The organism is Blastococcus carthaginiensis (genome assembly GCF_030731085.1).
GTDB classification, from domain to species: Bacteria; Actinomycetota; Actinomycetes; order Mycobacteriales; family Geodermatophilaceae; genus Blastococcus; species Blastococcus carthaginiensis.
This window is the reverse complement of sequence record NZ_JASNFN010000033.1, coordinates 42,245-59,886: the sequence shown is the minus strand read 5'-3', so window position 1 is coordinate 59,886 and position 17,642 is coordinate 42,245. Positions and strand designations below refer to the sequence as shown.

At 74.4% G+C, this 17,642-nt stretch carries 16 protein-coding genes; 5 read left to right on the top strand and 11 right to left on the bottom strand.

The genetic code is table 11. From position 1 onward, the window contains the following. Nucleotides 1–46: 46 nt before the first annotated feature. From QOZ88_RS20100 to QOZ88_RS20080, 5 genes are all read right to left on the bottom strand, one after another. Nucleotides 47–1,525 carry a S8 family serine peptidase gene (locus QOZ88_RS20100; RefSeq protein ID WP_306001480.1) on the bottom strand — a complete coding sequence of 493 codons (1,479 nt, stop codon included), beginning with the start codon at nucleotides 1,523–1,525 and terminating at the stop codon, nucleotides 47–49. A 206-nt stretch (nucleotides 1,526–1,731) separates the two neighbouring features. Further along, the gene (locus tag QOZ88_RS20095; protein WP_306001479.1) at nucleotides 1,732–2,490 is read right to left on the bottom strand and encodes an iron ABC transporter ATP-binding protein; all 759 of its coding nucleotides are present in this window, start codon (nucleotides 2,488–2,490) and stop codon (nucleotides 1,732–1,734) included. Then, nucleotides 2,487–3,548, bottom strand: coding sequence for an iron chelate uptake ABC transporter family permease subunit (locus tag QOZ88_RS20090; protein WP_306001478.1), 1,062 nt, complete (start codon nucleotides 3,546–3,548; stop codon nucleotides 2,487–2,489). The genes QOZ88_RS20095 and QOZ88_RS20090 overlap by 4 nt, the downstream gene beginning before the upstream one ends. Then, complete coding sequence (locus tag QOZ88_RS20085; protein WP_306001477.1) at nucleotides 3,538–4,560, bottom strand: ABC transporter permease; 1,023 nt, start codon at nucleotides 4,558–4,560, stop codon at nucleotides 3,538–3,540. The genes QOZ88_RS20090 and QOZ88_RS20085 overlap by 11 nt, the downstream gene beginning before the upstream one ends. 37 nt (nucleotides 4,561–4,597) lie before the next feature. Continuing rightward, nucleotides 4,598–5,611 carry a siderophore ABC transporter substrate-binding protein gene (locus tag QOZ88_RS20080; RefSeq protein ID WP_306001476.1) on the bottom strand — a complete coding sequence of 338 codons (1,014 nt, stop codon included), beginning with the start codon at nucleotides 5,609–5,611 and terminating at the stop codon, nucleotides 4,598–4,600. A 199-nt stretch (nucleotides 5,612–5,810) separates the two neighbouring features. On the opposite strand from QOZ88_RS20080, the gene QOZ88_RS20075 reads away from it, so the two are divergent. Together QOZ88_RS20075 and QOZ88_RS20070 are read left to right on the top strand one after the other, a co-directional pair. Then, nucleotides 5,811–6,173: a hypothetical protein gene (locus QOZ88_RS20075; RefSeq protein ID WP_306001475.1), complete on the top strand. Its 363-nt coding sequence runs from the start codon at nucleotides 5,811–5,813 to the stop codon at nucleotides 6,171–6,173. Further along, entirely contained in the window at nucleotides 6,166–6,591 is a 426-nt protein-coding gene (locus QOZ88_RS20070) for a hypothetical protein (protein WP_306001474.1), read from the top strand. Before QOZ88_RS20075 ends, QOZ88_RS20070 begins: the two co-directional genes overlap by 8 nt. On the opposite strand, the gene QOZ88_RS20065 is transcribed toward QOZ88_RS20070, so the two are convergent. The 3 genes from QOZ88_RS20065 to QOZ88_RS20055 form a co-directional block, all read right to left on the bottom strand. Next, complete coding sequence (locus QOZ88_RS20065) at nucleotides 6,588–7,223, bottom strand: hypothetical protein (protein ID WP_306001473.1); 636 nt, start codon at nucleotides 7,221–7,223, stop codon at nucleotides 6,588–6,590. The two genes, QOZ88_RS20070 and QOZ88_RS20065, sit on opposite strands and share 4 nt — an antisense overlap. A 365-nt stretch (nucleotides 7,224–7,588) precedes the next feature. Next, nucleotides 7,589–8,104, bottom strand: a complete 516-nt coding sequence (locus tag QOZ88_RS20060) for a flavin reductase family protein (protein ID WP_306001472.1) — start codon at nucleotides 8,102–8,104, stop codon at nucleotides 7,589–7,591. Next, a complete protein-coding gene (locus QOZ88_RS20055; RefSeq protein ID WP_306001471.1) occupies nucleotides 8,104–9,078 on the bottom strand; it encodes a hydroxymethylglutaryl-CoA lyase in 975 nt (324 codons plus the stop codon). Before QOZ88_RS20055 ends, QOZ88_RS20060 begins: the two co-directional genes overlap by 1 nt. Nucleotides 9,079–9,194: 116 nt before the next feature. On the opposite strand from QOZ88_RS20055, the gene QOZ88_RS20050 reads away from it, so the two are divergent. After that, nucleotides 9,195–10,097 carry a GGDEF domain-containing protein gene (locus QOZ88_RS20050; RefSeq protein ID WP_306001470.1) on the top strand — a complete coding sequence of 301 codons (903 nt, stop codon included), beginning with the start codon at nucleotides 9,195–9,197 and terminating at the stop codon, nucleotides 10,095–10,097. A gap of 41 nt (nucleotides 10,098–10,138) precedes the next feature. On the opposite strand, the gene QOZ88_RS20045 is transcribed toward QOZ88_RS20050, so the two are convergent. The 3 genes from QOZ88_RS20045 to QOZ88_RS20035 are packed head-to-tail and all read right to left on the bottom strand — an operon-like array spanning nucleotide 10,139 to nucleotide 15,145. Continuing rightward, complete coding sequence (locus tag QOZ88_RS20045) at nucleotides 10,139–11,713, bottom strand: alpha-amylase family glycosyl hydrolase (protein ID WP_306001469.1); 1,575 nt, start codon at nucleotides 11,711–11,713, stop codon at nucleotides 10,139–10,141. Next, on the bottom strand, nucleotides 11,710–13,371 hold the full coding sequence (locus tag QOZ88_RS20040) for an alpha-amylase family protein (protein ID WP_306001468.1): 1,662 nt from the start codon (nucleotides 13,369–13,371) through the stop codon (nucleotides 11,710–11,712). Before QOZ88_RS20040 ends, QOZ88_RS20045 begins: the two co-directional genes overlap by 4 nt. A 43-nt stretch (nucleotides 13,372–13,414) precedes the next feature. Next, nucleotides 13,415–15,145, bottom strand: coding sequence for a glycerol-3-phosphate dehydrogenase/oxidase (locus QOZ88_RS20035; protein WP_306001467.1), 1,731 nt, complete (start codon nucleotides 15,143–15,145; stop codon nucleotides 13,415–13,417). 224 nt (nucleotides 15,146–15,369) lie between these two features. Between QOZ88_RS20035 and QOZ88_RS20030 the strand changes: the two genes are divergently transcribed. Then, nucleotides 15,370–16,098, top strand: a complete 729-nt coding sequence (locus QOZ88_RS20030; protein WP_306001466.1) for an IclR family transcriptional regulator — start codon at nucleotides 15,370–15,372, stop codon at nucleotides 16,096–16,098. Next, nucleotides 16,091–17,593, top strand: coding sequence for a glycerol kinase GlpK (gene glpK, locus QOZ88_RS20025; protein WP_306001465.1), 1,503 nt, complete (start codon nucleotides 16,091–16,093; stop codon nucleotides 17,591–17,593). Before QOZ88_RS20030 ends, glpK begins: the two co-directional genes overlap by 8 nt. Nucleotides 17,594–17,642: the final 49 nt, after the last annotated feature.

Below are 17,642 nucleotides of genomic sequence, written 5' to 3'. Positions count from 1 at the left end.
ACCCCGGGTGATCAGGTCACCTGATCGACACGGGCCGACGACGGGGTCAACCCGCGGTCAGCGCCTCCGTCGCGGCGACGACGTCGACCAGGCCGGTGCCCTTGTCGAACGAGGTCGCGTACCCGCCCACGGTCTCGTAAGCGGCCCCATCGGTGTAGCGGTAGGCGGTGCTCTTCAGCGCCGCCTCGATCTCTGCCGGGGTGGCCGCCGGGTCGGCCTGAAACAGCTGGGCGACGATGCCGGCCACGTGCGGGGCGGCCATCGACGTCCCGCTGATGGTGTTGAAGGTACCGACGTCCAGCAGCCCCGGGCCGTTGCGGAAGTCCAGCCCCGTGGCGCAGATGGGCAGGTAGGGCCGGCAGGCCGAGGTGATGTCCTCGCCGGGGGCGGAGAGGTCGGGCCAGGTGGAGGGGGTGGCCGCCGCGCCGCGGGAGGAGTAGTCGCTGACCACGCCGTCCCGGGTGCCGGTGCCCTGGTCGAAGAAGGAGGCCACCGACAGGATGCCGCCGGTCGGGTCCTGCCCCGGCGGGTTGGTGAGCGAGGTGGTGCCGTCGCCGCCGTCGTTCCCGGCCGCCCAGACGGTGACCACGCCCTCGGCGGCCAGCGCGCGCTGCAGCTTGACCGTCGCCGAGTCCGGGTCGAACTCCCCGCCCCCGGAGGGGCCGTAGCTGTTGTTGGTCACCTTGATCGGCGGGCAGACGTCGGCGGGCACCCCGGCACCGCACGGCGCCTCGTGGTTCTCCAGAACCCAGTTCAGCGCGGAGTCCGCCCCGACGATGAGCAGCACGGCGCCTGTGGAGATGGACACCAGGCTCGCACCGGGCGCGGCGCCCCGGACCTGCCCGCCGTCGGCCAGCGTGGTCGGCCGGCCGGCGACGATGCCGCTCACGTGGGTGCCGTGGCCGCCGACGGAGAGGGTGTCGGTGTCGGCCACCGACGGCACCCGGACGACGCAGTCGGGCGTCGTGGTGGTCTCCAGCAGGCAGACGCTCTTCAGGTTGGCGACGACGGCGCTGCCGCCACCGGGCTCGCGGAAGTAGGGGTGGCTCGGGTCGACCCCGGAGTCGATGACCGCGACCGAGACCCCGCTGCCGTCGAGCGGCAGCCCGTTCGCGCCGGTCAGCGTGGCCGCGGCCTCGGCGCTGCGGGTGGCGAGGTTCGACGTCTCCTGGGCGAACTCGATCGGGGTGTTGCCCTCGAGGTAGGTGACGCCGGGGTGGGTGGCGGCGGCCTCGATCTGCCCGGCGGTCCCGGAGGCGACGACCACCCCGATGCGCTCGTACTCGGTGACGGTGCGCATGCCGGTGGCGGCGACGGCCGCGCGGGCGGCGGCGACGTCGGTGCCGTGCACCATGACCGTCGTCGGGACGCCCGCACCGAGACCGGCGAGCTGGTCGGCCAGGAAGTCCTGCACCGGCGCGGGCGGGGGATCGGCCGGGGCTGCCTGCACAGGAGCGGAGAGGAGGGCGCCGGCGACCACGGCGCCGGACACCACCCCGAGCAGACGGCGGGACGACGGGTTCATGGCGCTCCTCGCGGGTTCACGGCGGGCGGACGTGACCGGACAACGAGGCAGCGCCGTAGGGGTTACTCCGGGGTTACGGTCAGTTGGGCCCCGCCACACCCGGGCGCGTCCTCCCCCACCGCAGCGCGTCCTCCCGCACCGCCCACCGTTCGCGCGACAGGCTCGATCAGGTCACCTGATCCCGGCGTACCGAGCGGGAGGCCCGGTCAGCCGTAGTAGAGGGCGACCGGCCGGCCGTCGATCTCTCGGACGTCGACGGCGGTGTCGTAGACCGCGGCCAGCACCTCGGGGCGCATGATCTCCCGCGCCGGGGCGTCGGCCACCACCGCGCCGTCCCGCATCGCGACGATCCGGTCGGCGTAGGTCGCCGCGAAGTTGATGTCGTGCAGCACGGTGACCACCCGCTTGCCGAGCTCGTCGGCCAGCTGCCGGACCAGCCGCATGATCTCGGTCATGTGCCGCAGGTCCAGGTTGTTCAGCGGCTCGTCGAGCAGCACGTACTTCGTGTCCTGCGCCAGCACCATCGCGATGAAGGCGCGCTGGCGCTGCCCGCCGGACAGCTCGTCGAGGAACCGGTGCCGGTAGGCCTCCAGCTCCAGGTAGCTGATCGCGCGCTCGATGTGCTCGCGGTCGTGCACGGTGAGTCGCCCCCGCGAGTGCGGGAAGCGGCCGAACTCCACGAGGTCGTGCACGGTCAGCCGCGCGGCGACGTGGTTGTCCTGCCGCAGCACCGCCAGCACCGTGGCCAGCCGGTGCGACGGCGTCGTCGCCACGTCCATGCCGTCCACCACGATCCGGCCGGCGTCGGGCGTGACCAGGCGGCCGACCAGCCCGAACAGCGTGGACTTCCCGGCGCCGTTCGGGCCGATGAGCGCCGTCACGCCGTCCCCGCCCAGCTCGAGGGAGACGTCGTCGACCACCGTCTGGCGGCCGTAGCGCTTGGTCGCGTTCTCGAGCGCGATCACCGCGCCCCCTTCCGCAGCACGAGGTACAGGAAGAACAGGCCGCCGGCGAACTCGATGATCGTCGACAGCGTGCCGCCGAAGTCGAACACCCGGTCGAGCACCAGCTGGCCGCCGAGCAGGCAGACCATCCCGATGAGCACGGCGGTGGGCAGCGTCCAGACGTGCCGGAAGGAGCCCGCGTAGGAGTAGGCGAGGTTGGCGACGATCAGGCCGAAGAACAGGATCGGCCCGACCAGCGCCGTGGAGGCCGCGACCATCACCGAGACGACCCCGAACAGGACCATCACCACGCGCCGGTGGTCCACGCCCAGCCCCACGGCCGCCGGCTCGCCCAGCGTCAGCACGTCCAGCGTGCGCAGCAGCGGGACGACGCCGGCGCAGCCGAGGACGACGAGCCCGGCGGTGAGGGCCAACAGCAGCTCGTCCGGCCGGGTGAGGAAGGCGAACATCGCGTCGGAGAGCACCTGGAAGTCCAGCGGGTCGAGCATCCGCTGCATCCACTCCGTGAAGGCCCGGAAGAAGGTGCCGAGCACGATGCCCACCAGCAGCATGAGGTGGATCGAGCGCCGCTTGCCGCCGAAGAGCCAGGTGAACAGCGTGACGCTGAAGGCCACCATGACGACGACCTGCACCAGCCACAGGGTGAGCGCGTCCGCGGCGAGGAACGTGGCGGACCCCGCGACGAACACGATCGCGGTCGAGATCAGCAGGTAGAACGCGTCGAACCCCATGATCGCGGGGGTCAGGATGCGGTTCTGGGTGATCGTGTGGAACACGACCGTCGAGACCCCGACCGACGTCGCGACGACGAGCATCGCGGCCACCGAGAGACTGCGGATCTCCAGCGCGAAGGCCAGCGAGCCGGGGACGTCGGTGAACAGGTAGGTGGCGACCAGCACCAGGACGGCGGCGGCGAGGGCGGCCAGGCGCACCACGGGCCGCCCCCGGGAGGCGGCCCGGTGCGCATCGAGCCGGGCCCGCAGCCCGCGGCCGGACGGCGGAGGCGCCGCGGTGGCCGCGCTCGCCCCGGAGGCCGCGGTGGCGGGATCAGTGAGCACGGCTCCTCCTCCGGAGCAGCAGCCACAGGAACAGCGCGGCGCCGATGACGCCGACGATGAGCGACAGCGGGATCTCGTAGGGGAAGCGCAGGACCCGCGCGAGGATGTCGCAGGCGACCACGAAGACGGCGCCCAGGCCCGCGACCCAGGGGATCGCGCGGCGCACGTTGTCCCCGACGAGGAGGCTGACGACGTTGGGGACGACGAGGCCGAGGAACGGGATCATGCCCGCCGTGACGAGCACCGCCGCCGTGATGACGGCGACGACCACCATCCCGATCGCGACCACGCGCCGGTAGTCCAGCCCCAGGTTGGTGGCGAACTCCTCGCCGAGGCCGATGACGCTGAACCGGTCGGCGGCGACCCAGGCGACGACGACCATGAGCCCCGCGATCCAGACCAGCTCGTAGCGCCCCTGCATGACGCTGGCGAAGCTGCCCTGCGACCACTGCTGGAGCGACTGCAGCAGGTCCAGCCGGTAGGCGAAGAAGGTCGTGACGGAGGCGACGACACCGCCGAGCATGAGCCCGACCAGCGGGACGAGCACCAGCTGGCGCACCGGGACGACGCGGACCACCCGGAGGAAGACCCAGGTGCCGACGAGGCCGAACACCGCGGCCACGCCCATCTTGCCCAGGACGGCCATGCCCGGGAAGAAGATCATGGTCACCAGGGCACCGAGGGCCGCGAACTCGGTGACCCCGGTCGTGCTGGGCTCCACGAACTTGTTGCGCACCAGCATCTGCAGGATGAGCCCCGCGATGCCCAGGGAGGCGCCGACCAGCACCACGGCGACCGTCCGCGGGATGCGGCTCGCCACCAGCAGGAAGGCCGCGTCGCTCTCGGCCCCGCCGGCGAGCAGCGACGCCGGGGTGACGTCGGAGACCCCGACGAACAGGCTCGTCGCCGCGAGGAGCACGAGCAGGACGCCGACGAGCACCCCCACCCACGCGCGGCGGCTGGGCCACACCCGGGCGGGGGTGCTCGTCGGTGCCGGGGCGAGCGCTGTCACGGGTGGCAGGCGCGCTGCGCGGCGTGGTCCCGGTCGGTCACTCGGCGATCTGCAGGACGTCGTCGATCATGATCTGCGTCGTGTCGAGACCGCCGAACACGATGTACCAGGCCATGGGGTCGAGGTAGACGATCTGGTCCTCCTGGGCGGCGGTCGTCTGCCGGACGATCTCGTTGTCGAGCACCGCCGCGGCCGGCTGCGTGCCCGCCTCCCCGGTGGCGGCGTCGCGGTCGACGACCCAGAGGGTGTCGGGGTCGGTCTCCAGCAGGAACTCGAACGAGACCGGCTCGCCGTGGGTCGCGGCCTCGACGTCCTCGACCGCGGGCTCCACCCCGAACACGTCGTAGATCAGGCCGCCGCGGACGGCGGGGCCGACCGCGTCCGCGCCCGCGGGCGCCAGCGCGCTGAGCTCGCCACCCGAGACCATGAGCCCCAGGCCCGTGCCGGCGTCGGCGGTCGCGGCGCGCGCCTCCTCGATGCCGGCGTCGATCTCCTCCAGCGCGGCGGCGGCCTCGTCCTCGGCGCCGAGCACCTCGCCGAGGAACGTGGCGGTGCGCTCCAGGTTCTCGGTGTAGGAGCCGCGCAGGCTCAGGTCGACGGTCGGGGCGATCTCGCTGAGGTCCTCGTACAGCGCTGCGGAGCGGTTGGCGACCACGATCAGGTCGGGCTGCTGCGCCTCGATCTCGACGAGGTCGGCCTCGAACAGGGTGCCGGCGTTGAACGCGTCCTCGGCCAGGTACTCCTGGAGGTAGTCCGGCACGGACTCCAGCGGGGCACCGGCGACCTCGCCGCCCAGCGCGCCGATGGTGTCGAGGCTGGCGATGTCGAAGGTGACGATCTTCTCGGGGTTCTTCGGGACCTCGACCGTGGTCTCCTCGTAGCGCGGGTCCTCGTCCTCGCCGGCGACGTTGCGGTCCCAGGTGAAGGTGACCATCTCGGTCTCGCTGATGGCGGCGGTCTCCGCATCGGCGTCGCCGCCGCACCCGGAGAGCACGAGGACGGCGGTGACGGGAAGGGCGAGGGCCGCGAGCGGCCGGGCGGTGGTGCGCATCGTGCTCCTGTCGGGAACTGAGGATAGGTAGTCCTAACTAAGGCACGCCTAACCTGCCATACCGGTCCTGGCGGGTCTCCACCGGGTCCCGGCGGAGCACCGCCGGAGGTGCGTTCCACGGCCGACCCCCCGGCCGCCCGCGCACCCGGGAGCGGGATCATGGCGGCGTGCTCGTCCCCGTCCCGTCCGCGCGGCGCCCGTGAGCCTCGCCCTCGTCGTCGCGATCACCGCGGTCGCGGCCCTGGTGGTGCTCGCGGGGCTGGCCTCCACGGTCGCGCGCCGCCGGACCGGCCTGGTGCACCTCGCCGGCGCCGGCCTGCTGGAGGCGCTGCTGGTGGTCCAGGCGGTGCTGGCGTTCGCGCGGATGGGCGACGGCACGCCCGCCGACACCCCTACGTTCCTGGGCTACCTGTTCGGCGTGCTGCTGATCCCGGTCGCGGGGGTGCTGTGGGCGCAGGCGGAGCGGACCCGCTGGGCGGGCACCGTCCTGGCGGTCGCGGCGGCCGCCGTCGGCGTCATGGTCTGGCGGCTGCTGCAGCTGTGGGAGGCGACCGGTGCGTGACCGCGGGCTGGGCCGCCCCGCCGAGGCGGCGGCGCCGGGCTCCGCCGGACCGGCGCGCGTGCTGGTGCTCCTCTACGGCATCTTCGCCCTCGCGGCGGGCGCCCGCGCCGGCGTCCAGCTGGCCACCCGGTTCCAGGAGGCCCCGCTGGCCTACCTGCTGTCGGCCTTCGCGGCGGCCGTGTACGTGGTGGCGACGGTCGCGCTGGCCCGTGGTGGCCGCGGGGGACGGCGCACCGCGCTGGCCGCCATCCTGGTCGAGCTGGCCGGCGTGCTGGTCGTCGGCACGCTGTCGCTGGCCGACCCGGCGGCGTTCCCGGACGAGACCGTCTGGTCGGGCTACGGCCGGGGCTACGGGTACGTGCCGCTCGTGCTGCCCGTGCTCGGCCTGCTGCTGCTCACGCGCCGGCGCGGCGCCTAGAAGTCCCCGCCGCCGAAGCCGCCGCCGAAGTCCCCGCCCCCGAAGTCCCCGCCGCCGAAGCCGCCGCCGGGATCGCCGCCGGCACCGTCTTCGTAGCCCGCCGCGGAGGCCTCCTCGTCGCCCCCGCCGAACATGCCGCCGTCGCCGGGGCCGGTGTCGAACAGCGCATCGGCGACCGCCGTGCCGACGACCAGGCCACCGATGGTGCCCAGCATGCTGCCGCCGATCACGCTGCCCATCCCGGGACCGCCGCGGCCGGCGCCCCCGAAGGTGCGCTCCATGAAGCCCGGCTGCCGCAGCTCGGCGCGGGTGGCGGCGCGGGCCAGCGCCCGCGGGTCGTCGCCGGCCGGCCGCTCGGCTGCGGGCACCGACTCGCTCAGCCGGCCCAGCACCTGGGTGCGCTGCTCGGGGGTGAGCTGGGCGAACGCCTCGGCGTGCGCCTGCTCGACCTGGTCGGGCGGGGCCGTGCGGAGCAGGTAGCGGTAGCGCTCGATCGCCTGCTCGTCGGCCGCCTGCGGAGGCGGCTGGCCGTAGCCCGGGCCGGGCACCTGGCCGTGACCCTGCTGGTACCCCGCGTAGCGCTGGTCGTCGTGGTGGCGCTTGCGGCCGAACAGCCGGTCGAGCAGTCCCATGGGAGTCCCTCCTCGCGTCGGGGCGCGCAGCCCGGTCTCGGGGGTGCCCGGATACGGCAGGAGGAACCCCGCCGGACGGGCTCACGCTCGGATTGTGTGCGCTGCCGCCCAGTTCCAGCGACGAAAACCGGGCCTCAGCGCACTTCGTCGGCGGCCCGGAGACCCGCAGACCCGGCGGCCCGCAGACCCGGCGGCCCGGAGACCCGCAGACCCGGCGGCCCGCAGACCCGGCGGCCCGGAGACCCGGAGACCCGGCGACCCGGAGACCCGGCGGCCCGGTGGCCCGGAGACCCGGCGGCCCGGCGGCCCGGTGGCCCGGTGGCAGCGCACGTCATCGGCGGGCGACAGGCCTGCGGGGACCGCGCTCAGTCCTCGCCGTCGCGCAGGAGGCCGTAGGCGCCCCGGTGGAAGAGGAGCGGCCGCCGGTCGGGGACGGCCCCCAGGTCGAGCACTCGGGCGACGACGATCGTGTGGTCACCGCCGTCGTACTCGGCCCACAGCTCGCCGTCGATCCAGGCGACGACGTCGTCGAGCACGGGGGAGCCGTGCGGGCTGGGGCGCCAGGGGACCCCGGCGAACTTGTCGGTGCCGGACCGCGCGAAGTTCTGCGAGACGGCGTCCTGGCCCTCGGCGAGGACGTTCACGCAGAACCGGCCGATCTCGCGCAGCCGGGCCCACGTGCGCGACGACCGGGCGGGGGCCAGTGCGACCAGCGGGGGGTCCAGCGACAGCGAGCTGAAGGACTGGCAGGTGAAGCCGATCGGGCCCTCGGGGGTGCCGGCGGTGACCACGGTGACCCCGGAGGCGAAGTGCCCGAGGACGTCGCGCATCAACCGGGGGTCGACCAGCCGGGGCGGCTCGGAGACGGCGTCGGCGCCCATCAGCGCCCGCCCGCGGAGCGGGGCACCGACCGGCCACCGGCGCGGTACAGCGAGCTCGGCAGCTCGTGGCCGACGGCCTGCTCGGTCACCCGGGCCGCCGCCAGCAGCGCGTCGAGGTCCAGCCCGGTGCGCACCCCGGACTCCTCGAGCATGTAGACCAGCTCCTCGGTGGCGATGTTGCCGCTCGCGCCGGGGGCGAACGGGCAGCCGCCCAGCCCGCCGACCGACGCGTCGAGCTGGGTGACCCCGGCCTGCACGGCGGCGAGGGCGTTGGCCTGCCCGGTGCCGCGGGTGTCGTGGAAGTGCACCCCCACCGCGATGCCCGGGCAGGCGCGGCGGACCGCGTCGACGAGGGTCACCACGCGCAGCGGCGTCGTCGTCCCGATGGTGTCGCCGAGGCAGAGCTGGTCGGCGCCGGCCGTGACCGCCGCCCGCGCCACGTCGACGGTGCGGGCCACCGGGGTGCGGCCGTCGAAGGGGCAGTCCCACGCGGTCGCGATGATCACCTCCAGGGAGCCACCGGCACCGTGGGCCAGCGCGGCGATCTCCCCGACCGCGGCGACGGCCTCGGCGGTGCTGCGGCCGGCGTTGGCGCGGCTGTGCCCGTCGGAGGCGGAGACGACGTACTCCAGGTCGGCCATCCCGCAGTCCACGGCGCGGACGGCGCCCCGCGGGTTGGCGACCAGTGCGGACCAGTGCACCTCCGGCCACCGCTGCAGCTCGGCGGCGAGCTGGTCGGCGTCGGCGAGGGCGGGCACGGCCCTGGGCGAGACGAACGACGTCGCCTCGATCCGGCGCACGCCGGTGGCCACCAGCGCCTCGAGCATCTCCAGCTTGGCCTCCAGCGGTACCGGCGCCTCCAGCTGCAGGCCGTCGCGCATGCCCACCTCGCGGACGTCGACCGAGCTGGGCAGCACCAGGTCGAACTCGTTCATCTGCGTCTCCTCGGCGCCGGCGTCGGTTGCTCCCCGCATCCTCCCCCTCCCGCGCCGGGTTCCCCCGATCAGGTGTCACGGAACCGCGGTGGGCCGCCCAGCCAGCGGTTCGTCGTCCACGTCCGACAAGATGGACCCGGCACAGGAGGTGGAGGGTGATCGAGGTGGCGGGCGCGCTGCCCCCGGCGGATCGGCGGAGCGTCTTCGCCAACGCGCCGATGGGGATCGCGTTGACGACGCCCGCGGGCCTGCTCGTCGACGTCAACCCCGCGCTCGCGGCGATGGTCGGCCGCTCCGCCGAGGAGCTCCACGGGCGCTCGGTGATCGACCTGGTGCACCCGGAGGGGGTCCTCGCCGCGCAGGAGGCGCACGCCACCCTGACCGCCCAGCCCGACCGCCCGATGCGGCACGAGACCCGCCTGCGGCGCGCGGACGGCGTCGACCTCCCCGTCCAGATCACCGCCTCGTGGGTGGCCCAGAGCGACGAGGGGCAGGCCGCCCACCTCGTCCTCATCATCGAGGACATCACCGAGCGCAAGGCGCTCGAGGGCCAGCTGGTGCACCGCTCGCTGCACGACCCGCTCACCGGGCTGCCCAACCGGCTGCTGTTCCACGACCGGCTCCGGCACGCGCTCGACCGGGGCCGGCGCGAGGACACGCCCACCTGCGTGCTGATCATCGACCTGGACGGGTTCAAGGCGATCAACGACGAGCTCGGGCACCCGATGGGCGACCTGGCTCTGGTGTCCTTCGCCGAGCGGCTGCGCTCCGTGCTCCGGGCCAGCGACACCGCGGCCCGCCTGGGCGGCGACGAGTTCAGCATCGTCTGCGAGAACACCGAGCGGGCCGACGCCCAGGCGCTCGCCGACCGGCTGCGCACGGCGGTCACCGAGCCGCTCGAGCTCGGCGGCACCCGGGTGCCGGTGGGGATCAGCATCGGCATCGGCACGGCACGGGGCGGCGAGCAGCCCGAGGAGGTCTACGAGCGGGTCGTGCGGGCGGCCGACGACGACATGTACGCCGACAAGGCGCGCCGCCGCACGGCACCGCGCCGCTGACCCGGCGGGCACGGCACGGCACGGCACGGCACGTGCGGCGGTCACCCGGTGGCGCCGGCACCGCCCGGGACCAGGACCACGGCCTCCCCGGGGCCGAGGGAACCGGTCCAGGCGCCGCCCTCCCCGCGTGCGGACGACGAGATGCCGACGGTCGCGGGCTCGCCCAGCGGGAGACCGACCGGCGCCTCGGTGAAGTTGACCGCGACGATCCGCCGGTCGTCCCCCGCCTGCCGGGTGTAGGCGAGGACGCCGTCGGGAGCCGGCGCGGCGGCCCAGGTGCCGGTGGCCAGGGCGGGCGAGCCGCGCCGGGCGGCGAGGCGCCGGCGGCCGAGGTGCCGGCCGGGGGGGGGGGCCTCGCGCGGGGCGGCCGCGCGGCGCGGGGCGGCGTCCGGGGGGAACGGCAGCCACGGCTCGGGCGGCCACCCGTGGCCCGCGTCCGCCGTCCACGGCAGCGGCGCCCGGCAGCCGTCGCGGCCGCCCGGGTCGACCTGCCGGTCCGGCGGGACGACGGCGTCCTCGAGCCCCAGCTCCTCGCCCGCGTACAGGAACGGCGTGCCGGGAAGAGTCAGCAGCAGCACCGCGGCCGCACGGGCCCGGGCCTCCGACCCCCCGTAGCGGGTGCGGTGGCGGGGGTTGTCGTGGTTGGAGAGCACCCAGGTCGGCCAGGCCCCGCCGGGCCCCAGCGCTGCCAGCGTCTCCTCGACCACCGAGCGCCAGAAGCCCGCGTCCCACGGACCGGACAGGGGCACGAAGTTGAAGGCGAGGTGCAGTTCGTCGCCCGCGCCGTAGTACGGGGCGATGAGGGCGGGGGAGCGCAGGTTGACCTCGCCGACCATGGCCCGGTCGCCCGGGAACTCGTCGAGCACCGCGCGGATGCCGCGCAGCAGCTCGTGGGTCACCGGGAGGTCGTGGGTGTGCACGACGTTCGTACCGACCAGCTCCGGCGGGTGGTCGGGCAGGTCCGGGTCCTTGCCGATCAGGTGGACGACGTCGGCGCGGAAGCCGTCCACCCCGCGACGCAGCCAGAACCGGAGGACCTCGTGCATCGCCTCCCGCACCGCGGGCTCGGCCCAGTCGAGGTCGGGCTGCTCGGGAAGAAAGAGGTGCAGGTACCACTGGGCGGTGCGCTCGTCCCAGGTCCAGGCCGGGCCGCCGGTGAACTGCGCCAGCCAGTTGTTCGGCGGGGTGCGCGGGTCGCCGTCGCGCCACAGGTACCAGTTCCGGCGGGGCGAGCTGCGGGAGGCGCGGGAGTCGCGGAACCACGGGTGCTGGTCGCTGGTGTGGTTGGGCACCCAGTCCAGCATCAGCCGCATGCCGCGGTCGTGGACGTCGGCCAGCAGCCGGTCGAACGCCGCCAGGTCGCCGAACAGGGGATCGATGTCGCAGTGGTCGGCGATGTCGTAGCCGGCGTCGGCCATGGGGGAGCGGTAGATCGGCGAGAGCCACAGGACGTCGACGCCGAGCCAGCTCAGGTGGTCCAGCCGGCTCCGGATGCCCTCCAGGTCGCCGACCCCGTCACCGGAGGAGTCGGCGAAGGAGCGGGGGTAGACCTGGTAGACCACCCCGCTGCGCCACCACGGGGACTCCGTCCCGGGCGGGACGCGCGGGCCCGTCACGGCGTCAGCCCGCTGCCCGGCCGCCGGCCGCGGAGCCACCGGTAGCCGTAGGGCCCGAGGGAGACGCGGGGGTCGTCGGGGTCCAGCGGCTCGAACCGGTCGTTGCCGAAGATGTCGATGACCTCCTCGAACTCCTCCTCCCGGGCCGGCTCGAGCCGCGTCTCGACGTGGTCTCCGGACAGGTTGTGGACGGCGATGACCGTGCCCTCGAGCCAGTCGCACCGGTGGGCGAGGACCCGCGGATCCCCGGAGTCCAGGACCGTCCAGGCTCCCCAGCCGAACTCCGGGGACTCCTTGCGCACCCGGATCGCCCGCTCCACCCGGTTGAGCAGGGAGTCCTCGCGCCGCCGCTGCTCGGCCACGTTGACCTCCTGGTAGCGGAACGGGCCGTCGTCGACGACGGGGGCGACGAGATCGCTGCCGCTGGAGAAGCCGCCGTTGGGCCCCTCGGTCCACTGCATCACCGTGCGGACGCTCTTGCGCCCCTCGATCGCCAGGTCGTCGCCCATCCCGATCTCCTCCCCGTAGAGGAGCACCGGGGTCCCGGGGAGGGTCAGCAGCAGGCTGAAGGCCAGCTCGATGCGCCGGCGGTCCCCACCGAGCATCGGCGGCAGCCGCCGCCGGATGCCGCGGCCGTAGATCCGCATGTCCTCGTCCGGCGCGAAGGCGGCCATGACGTCGTCCTTCTCGTCGTCCGGCAGCCGGGAGAGGTTCAGTTCGTCGTGGTTGCGCAGGAAGTTCAGCCACTGGGAGGTGCGGGGCGGGGTCGGCGTCCGCCGCAGGTGCTCGGCCAGTGGGGTCGCCTCGCCGCGGGCGAGCGCGGTGAACACGGAGCCGGACAGGATGAAGTTGAACATCCCCGTCATCTCGTCGCCGTCGTCACCGAAGAAGGTCTCGCGGTCGCCGGGGTCGAGGTTGACCTCGCCGAACAGCACGGCGTCCCCGCGCCGGCGGGAGAGGAATCCGCGCATGTCCTGAAGGATCAGGTGCGGATCCTGCGGCATCCGGTCCTCGATGCCGGTGTCGCCGATCAGGTACGGCGCGGCGTCCACCCGGAAGCCGGAGACCCCGAGCTCCAGCCAGAACCCCATGATGCGGTGGATCTCGTCGCGGACGTCGGGGTTGGCGGTGTTGAGGTCGGGCTCCGACGAGTAGAAGCGGTGGAGGTAGTACTGACCGGCCTCCTCGTCCCAGGCCCAGTTGCTCTCCTCCTGGTCCGGGAAGATGACCGTGGCCTCGTCCTCGGGCCGCTCGTCCGCCCAGACGTACCAGTCCCGGTAGCGGGAGTCGCGGTCCCGGCGCGCCGACTGGAACCAGGGGTGCTGGTCGGAGGTGTGGTTCACGACCAGGTCGATCACCACCCGGATCCCCAGGTCCCGGGCCGTGCGCACGAACTCGACGAACTCACCGAGCGTGCCGAACCGCGGCTCCACGGTGTAGTAGTCGCTGACGTCGTAGCCGTCGTCGGTGTTCGGGCTGGGGTAGAAGGGCAGCAGCCACAGGCAGGTCACACCCAGGCCGGAGAGGTAGGGCAGGCGGCGGGTCAGGCCGCGGAAGTCGCCGATGCCGTCGCCGTCGGAATCCATGAACGTCTCGACGTCCACGGAGTAGACGACGGCGTTCTTCCACCACTGGTCGCTGACTGCCGGATCGAACATGGGACCGCCCTACCCCGGTCCGCGCCCGCCGACCCGGCCGGGCTCAGCCCAGCGCGCGACCGACCGCGACGGCGCGCGTGTCCGGCGCCGCCACCCGCGCGGCGTCGGCCTCCTGGTCCCCCGGCTCGGTCTGCGAGCGGCGCTCGGCCTCCACCCGCGCGCTGTAGCTGGCCACCTCGTTGGCGATCCGCTGCTCGTCCCAGCCGAGCACGTCGGCGACCGCGCGGGCGACCGGCTCGGCGCACTCCACGCCGCGGTGCGTGGTCTCGATGGAGATCCGGGTGCGGCGGGCCAGCAGGTCGTCGAGGTGCAGCGCCGCCTCGTGCCCGGCGGCCCAGACCATCTCGGCCATGAGGTACTCCTCGGCCCCGGGCACCGGGTCCAGCAGCTCCGGCCGGTCCTCGGCCAGCGCCAGGAGGTCCGGGGTGAGCGAGCCGAACCGGTTCAGCAGGTGCTCGGCGCGGAAGCGGGGGATGCCCCAGCGCCGGGAGAGGCCGTCGAGGGAGTTCAGCATCGCCGCGTACCCCTCGGCGCCCACGAGCGGGATGTTGTCCGTGACGCTCGGGGGCACCCGGCGGCTGACGTCCTGCGCCACGGCGTCCACCGCGTCCGCCGCCATGGGGCGGTAGGTCGTGTACTTGCCGCCGGCCACGGCGATGACCCCCGGCATCGGCCGGGCGACGGCGTGCTCCCGGGAGAGCTGGCTGGTCGACTCGCTCTCCCCGGACAGCAGCGGGCGCAGCCCGGCGTACACCCCCGTGATGTCGTCGTGGGTCAGCGGGACCGACAGCACCCGGTTGACGTGGTGGAGGATGTAGTCGATGTCGGCCTTGCTGGCCGCCGGGTGCGCCTTGTCCAGCTCCCAGTCGGTGTCCGTGGTACCGACGATCCAGTGGCTGCCCCACGGGATGACGAACAGCACCGACTTCTCGGTGCGCAGGATCAGCCCGGCCTCGCCGTTGATCCGGTCGCGGGGGACGACGATGTGCACGCCCTTGCTGGCCCGCACGTGGAACCTGCCGCGCCCGCCGACCAGCGTCTGGACGTCGTCGGTCCACACCCCGGTGGCGTTGACGACGACCTCGCTGCGGACGTCGACCTCGTCGCCGGTCTCCACGTCGCGGACCCGCGCGCCGACCACCCGGCCGCCGGCGTGCTCGAAGGCGACGACCTCGGCGGAGTTGAGCACGGTCGCCCCGTAGGCCGCGGCGGTGCGGGCCACGGTCAGGGTGTGCCGGGCGTCGTCGGCCTGGGCGTCGTAGTAGCGGACGGCGCCGACGAGCGCATCGGGCTTGAGCGCCGGGAACACCCGGCGGGCACCGGTGCGGGTCAGGTGCTTCTGCGCGGGCATCGGCTCGGACAGCGCGCCGAGCCGGGCCAGCCCGTCGTACAGCGCGAGCCCGGCGGTCACGTACGGCCGCTCCCAGCCGCGGTGGGTGAGCGGGTAGAGGAACGGCACCGGCTTGACCAGGTGCGGGGCGAGCCGGTTGACCGACAGGTCGCGCTCGTGCAGCGCCTCCCGGACCAGGCCGAAGTCGAACTGCTCCAGGTAGCGCAGCCCCCCGTGGAAGAGCTTCGAGGAGCGGGACGAGGTCCCGCTGGCGAAGTCGCGTGCCTCGACCAGCGCGGTGCGCAGACCCCGGGTCGCGGCGTCCAGCGCCACCCCCGCCCCGGTCACGCCGCCGCCGACGACGAGCACCTCGAAGTCACCCTCGGCGAGGTCGGCCCAGGCCTGCGCTCGCTGCTCCGGTCCGAGCGGGCGTACTGCCGTCATCTGCACTCCCCGGGATGCCCGCCCACCGGGCGGGACGCACTGGTGAGGTGCCCCGGTAGCGGCGCACCTCCGTGTCACTGCCCTCGGCCGCGGGGGAGGCGTGCTGCCCCGCCCCCGGCTGAGCCCACGGTAGGTCGGCCCCGGGCGCGGCGTCGACGCACGGCGTCCGACATCGTCGTACCGACGGGAGACCGGGCGGTTCGCCGATGCCCTAGCGTCGCGCCATGCCGGGCACCGTGCAATCCGTCGAACGAGCGGCGGCGATCCTCCACGTCGTCGCAGGAGCGCGTGGTGCGCTCGGCGTCACCGACATCGCCGAGGCCGTCGGTCTGGCCAAGACGACCACCCACGGCCTGCTGCGCACGCTGCTGCACGTGGGGTTCGTGGAGCAGGACCGGGAGACCGGCCGGTACACCGTCGGCCCCGGCCTGCGGCGGCTGGGCAGCCCGCTCGACGTCAACGAGGTGCGGTCGCGCGCCTCTAACTGGGCCGATGCGCTCGCCGCCCGCAGCGGGCACACGGTGCGGCTGGCCACCCTCGCCGGTGAGGAGGAGGTGGTCGTCGTCCACCACGTCTTCCGGCCCGACGACTCGGCGCAGGAGCTGGAGGTGGGGGTCGCGCTGCCCGCCCGGACGACGGGGCTCGGCAAGGTCCTACTGGCGCACTCGCCCGAGCCCCGGACGTCGCGGAACGCGCCCGACGGGCGGGCCACCGAGCTGGCCGAGGTGCGGGCCCGGGGCTGGGCGGCCGAGCGGGGCGAGCACGAGCCCGGGCGCGGGTGCATCGCCGCGCCCGTCCGCGGGCCCGGCGGCCCGGTCGTGGCCGCGCTCGGGGTCAGCGGCCCGGTGACCTCGCTGTTCGACGGCCGCGGTGCACCGCGCGGCCTGCTGCTGGGCATGGTCACCGACGCGGCCGCCGCCGTCTCCCGCGAGCTGGGGTACGGCGGTGCCTGACCGCTACGTGCTCGCCGTCGACCAGGGGACGACGTCGACCCGGTCGCTCGTCTTCGACCGCGGTGGCCGCATGGTCGCCGTCCGGCAGCGCGAGCACCGCCAGCACTTCCCCCGGCCGGGCTGGGTCGAGCACGACCCGATGGAGATCTGGGCGAACACCCGGTGGACGGCCGACCAGGTGCTGGCCGACGTCGGCGCGGCGGGCGGTGTGGTCGCCCTGGGCATCGCCAACCAGCGGGAGACCACCGTCGTCTGGGACCGGGCGACGGGCCGGCCCGTGCTCCGCGCCCTGGTCTGGCAGGACACGCGCACCGCGGAGCTGGTGTCCGAGCTCTGCGCGCGCCCGGACGCCGACCTGGTTCCCGAGCGCAGCGGCATGGCCATCGCCGGCTACTTCTCCGGGCCGCGGCTGCGCTGGATCCTCGAGCACGTGCCCCGCGCCCGGGAGCGGGCCGAACGCGGGGAGCTGCTGTTCGGGACGATGGAGACCTGGCTGATCTGGAACCTCACCGGCGGCCCGGAGGGCGGCCGGCACGTCACCGACGTGACGAACGCCAGCCGCACCCTGCTGATGGACGTGCGCCTCTGCCGCTGGGACCCCGATCTGCTGGCCTTCTTCGGGATCCCCGCGGCGATGCTGCCCGAGATCCGTCCCTCGGTCGGCATGCTGGGCACCGCCACCGCGCTCGCCCAGCCGCTGCCCATCACCGGGGCGCTCGGGGACCAGCAGGCCGCGCTGTTCGGGCAGGCCTGCTTCGCGCCGGGGGAGGCCAAGTGCACCTACGGCACCGGGAGCTTCCTGCTGCAGAACACCGGCACCGAGCTGGTGCGCACGCGCTCGGGCTCGATCAGCACGGTCGCCTACCAGCTGGCGGGGGAGCCGGTGCGGTACGCCCTCGAGGGCTCGGTCGCGGTCGCCGGCGCCCTGGTGCAGTGGCTCCGCGACGGGCTGGGGCTGATCGGCACGGCCCCTGAGGTGGAGACGCTGGCCCGCACGGTGGCGGACAACGGCGGCTGCTACGTCGTCCCCGCGTTCTCCGGCCTGCTGGCCCCGCACTGGCGGGGCGAGGCCCGGGGGCTGGTGGCCGGGCTGACCTCCTACGTCACCAAAGGGCACCTGGCCCGGGCGGTGCTGGAGGCCACCGGCTGGCAGACCCGGGACGTCGTCCGGGCGATGGCGGCCGACTCCGGGTTGTCGCTGCCCGCGCTCCGGGTGGACGGCGGGATGACCACCAACAACCTGCTGATGCAGTTCATCGCCGACGCGCTGGATACCCCGGTGGTCCGCCCGATGGTGGGGGAGACGGTGTCGCTGGGGGCCGCGTACGCCGCCGGGCTGGCGGTCGGCGTCTGGTCCGACGTCGAGGCGCTGCGCCGCAACTGGCACCGCGCGGCGCAGTGGACGCCCTCGCCCGAGGCGGCCCGGGCGCTGACCGCCGAGTACCCGCGCTGGGAGCGGGCGGTGCAGCTCAGCATCGCGTGGGGGACGCCGTGAAGGGAGCTGTCCGATGATGTCGAACCGGCGCTGTTGTCCGCGTCACAGT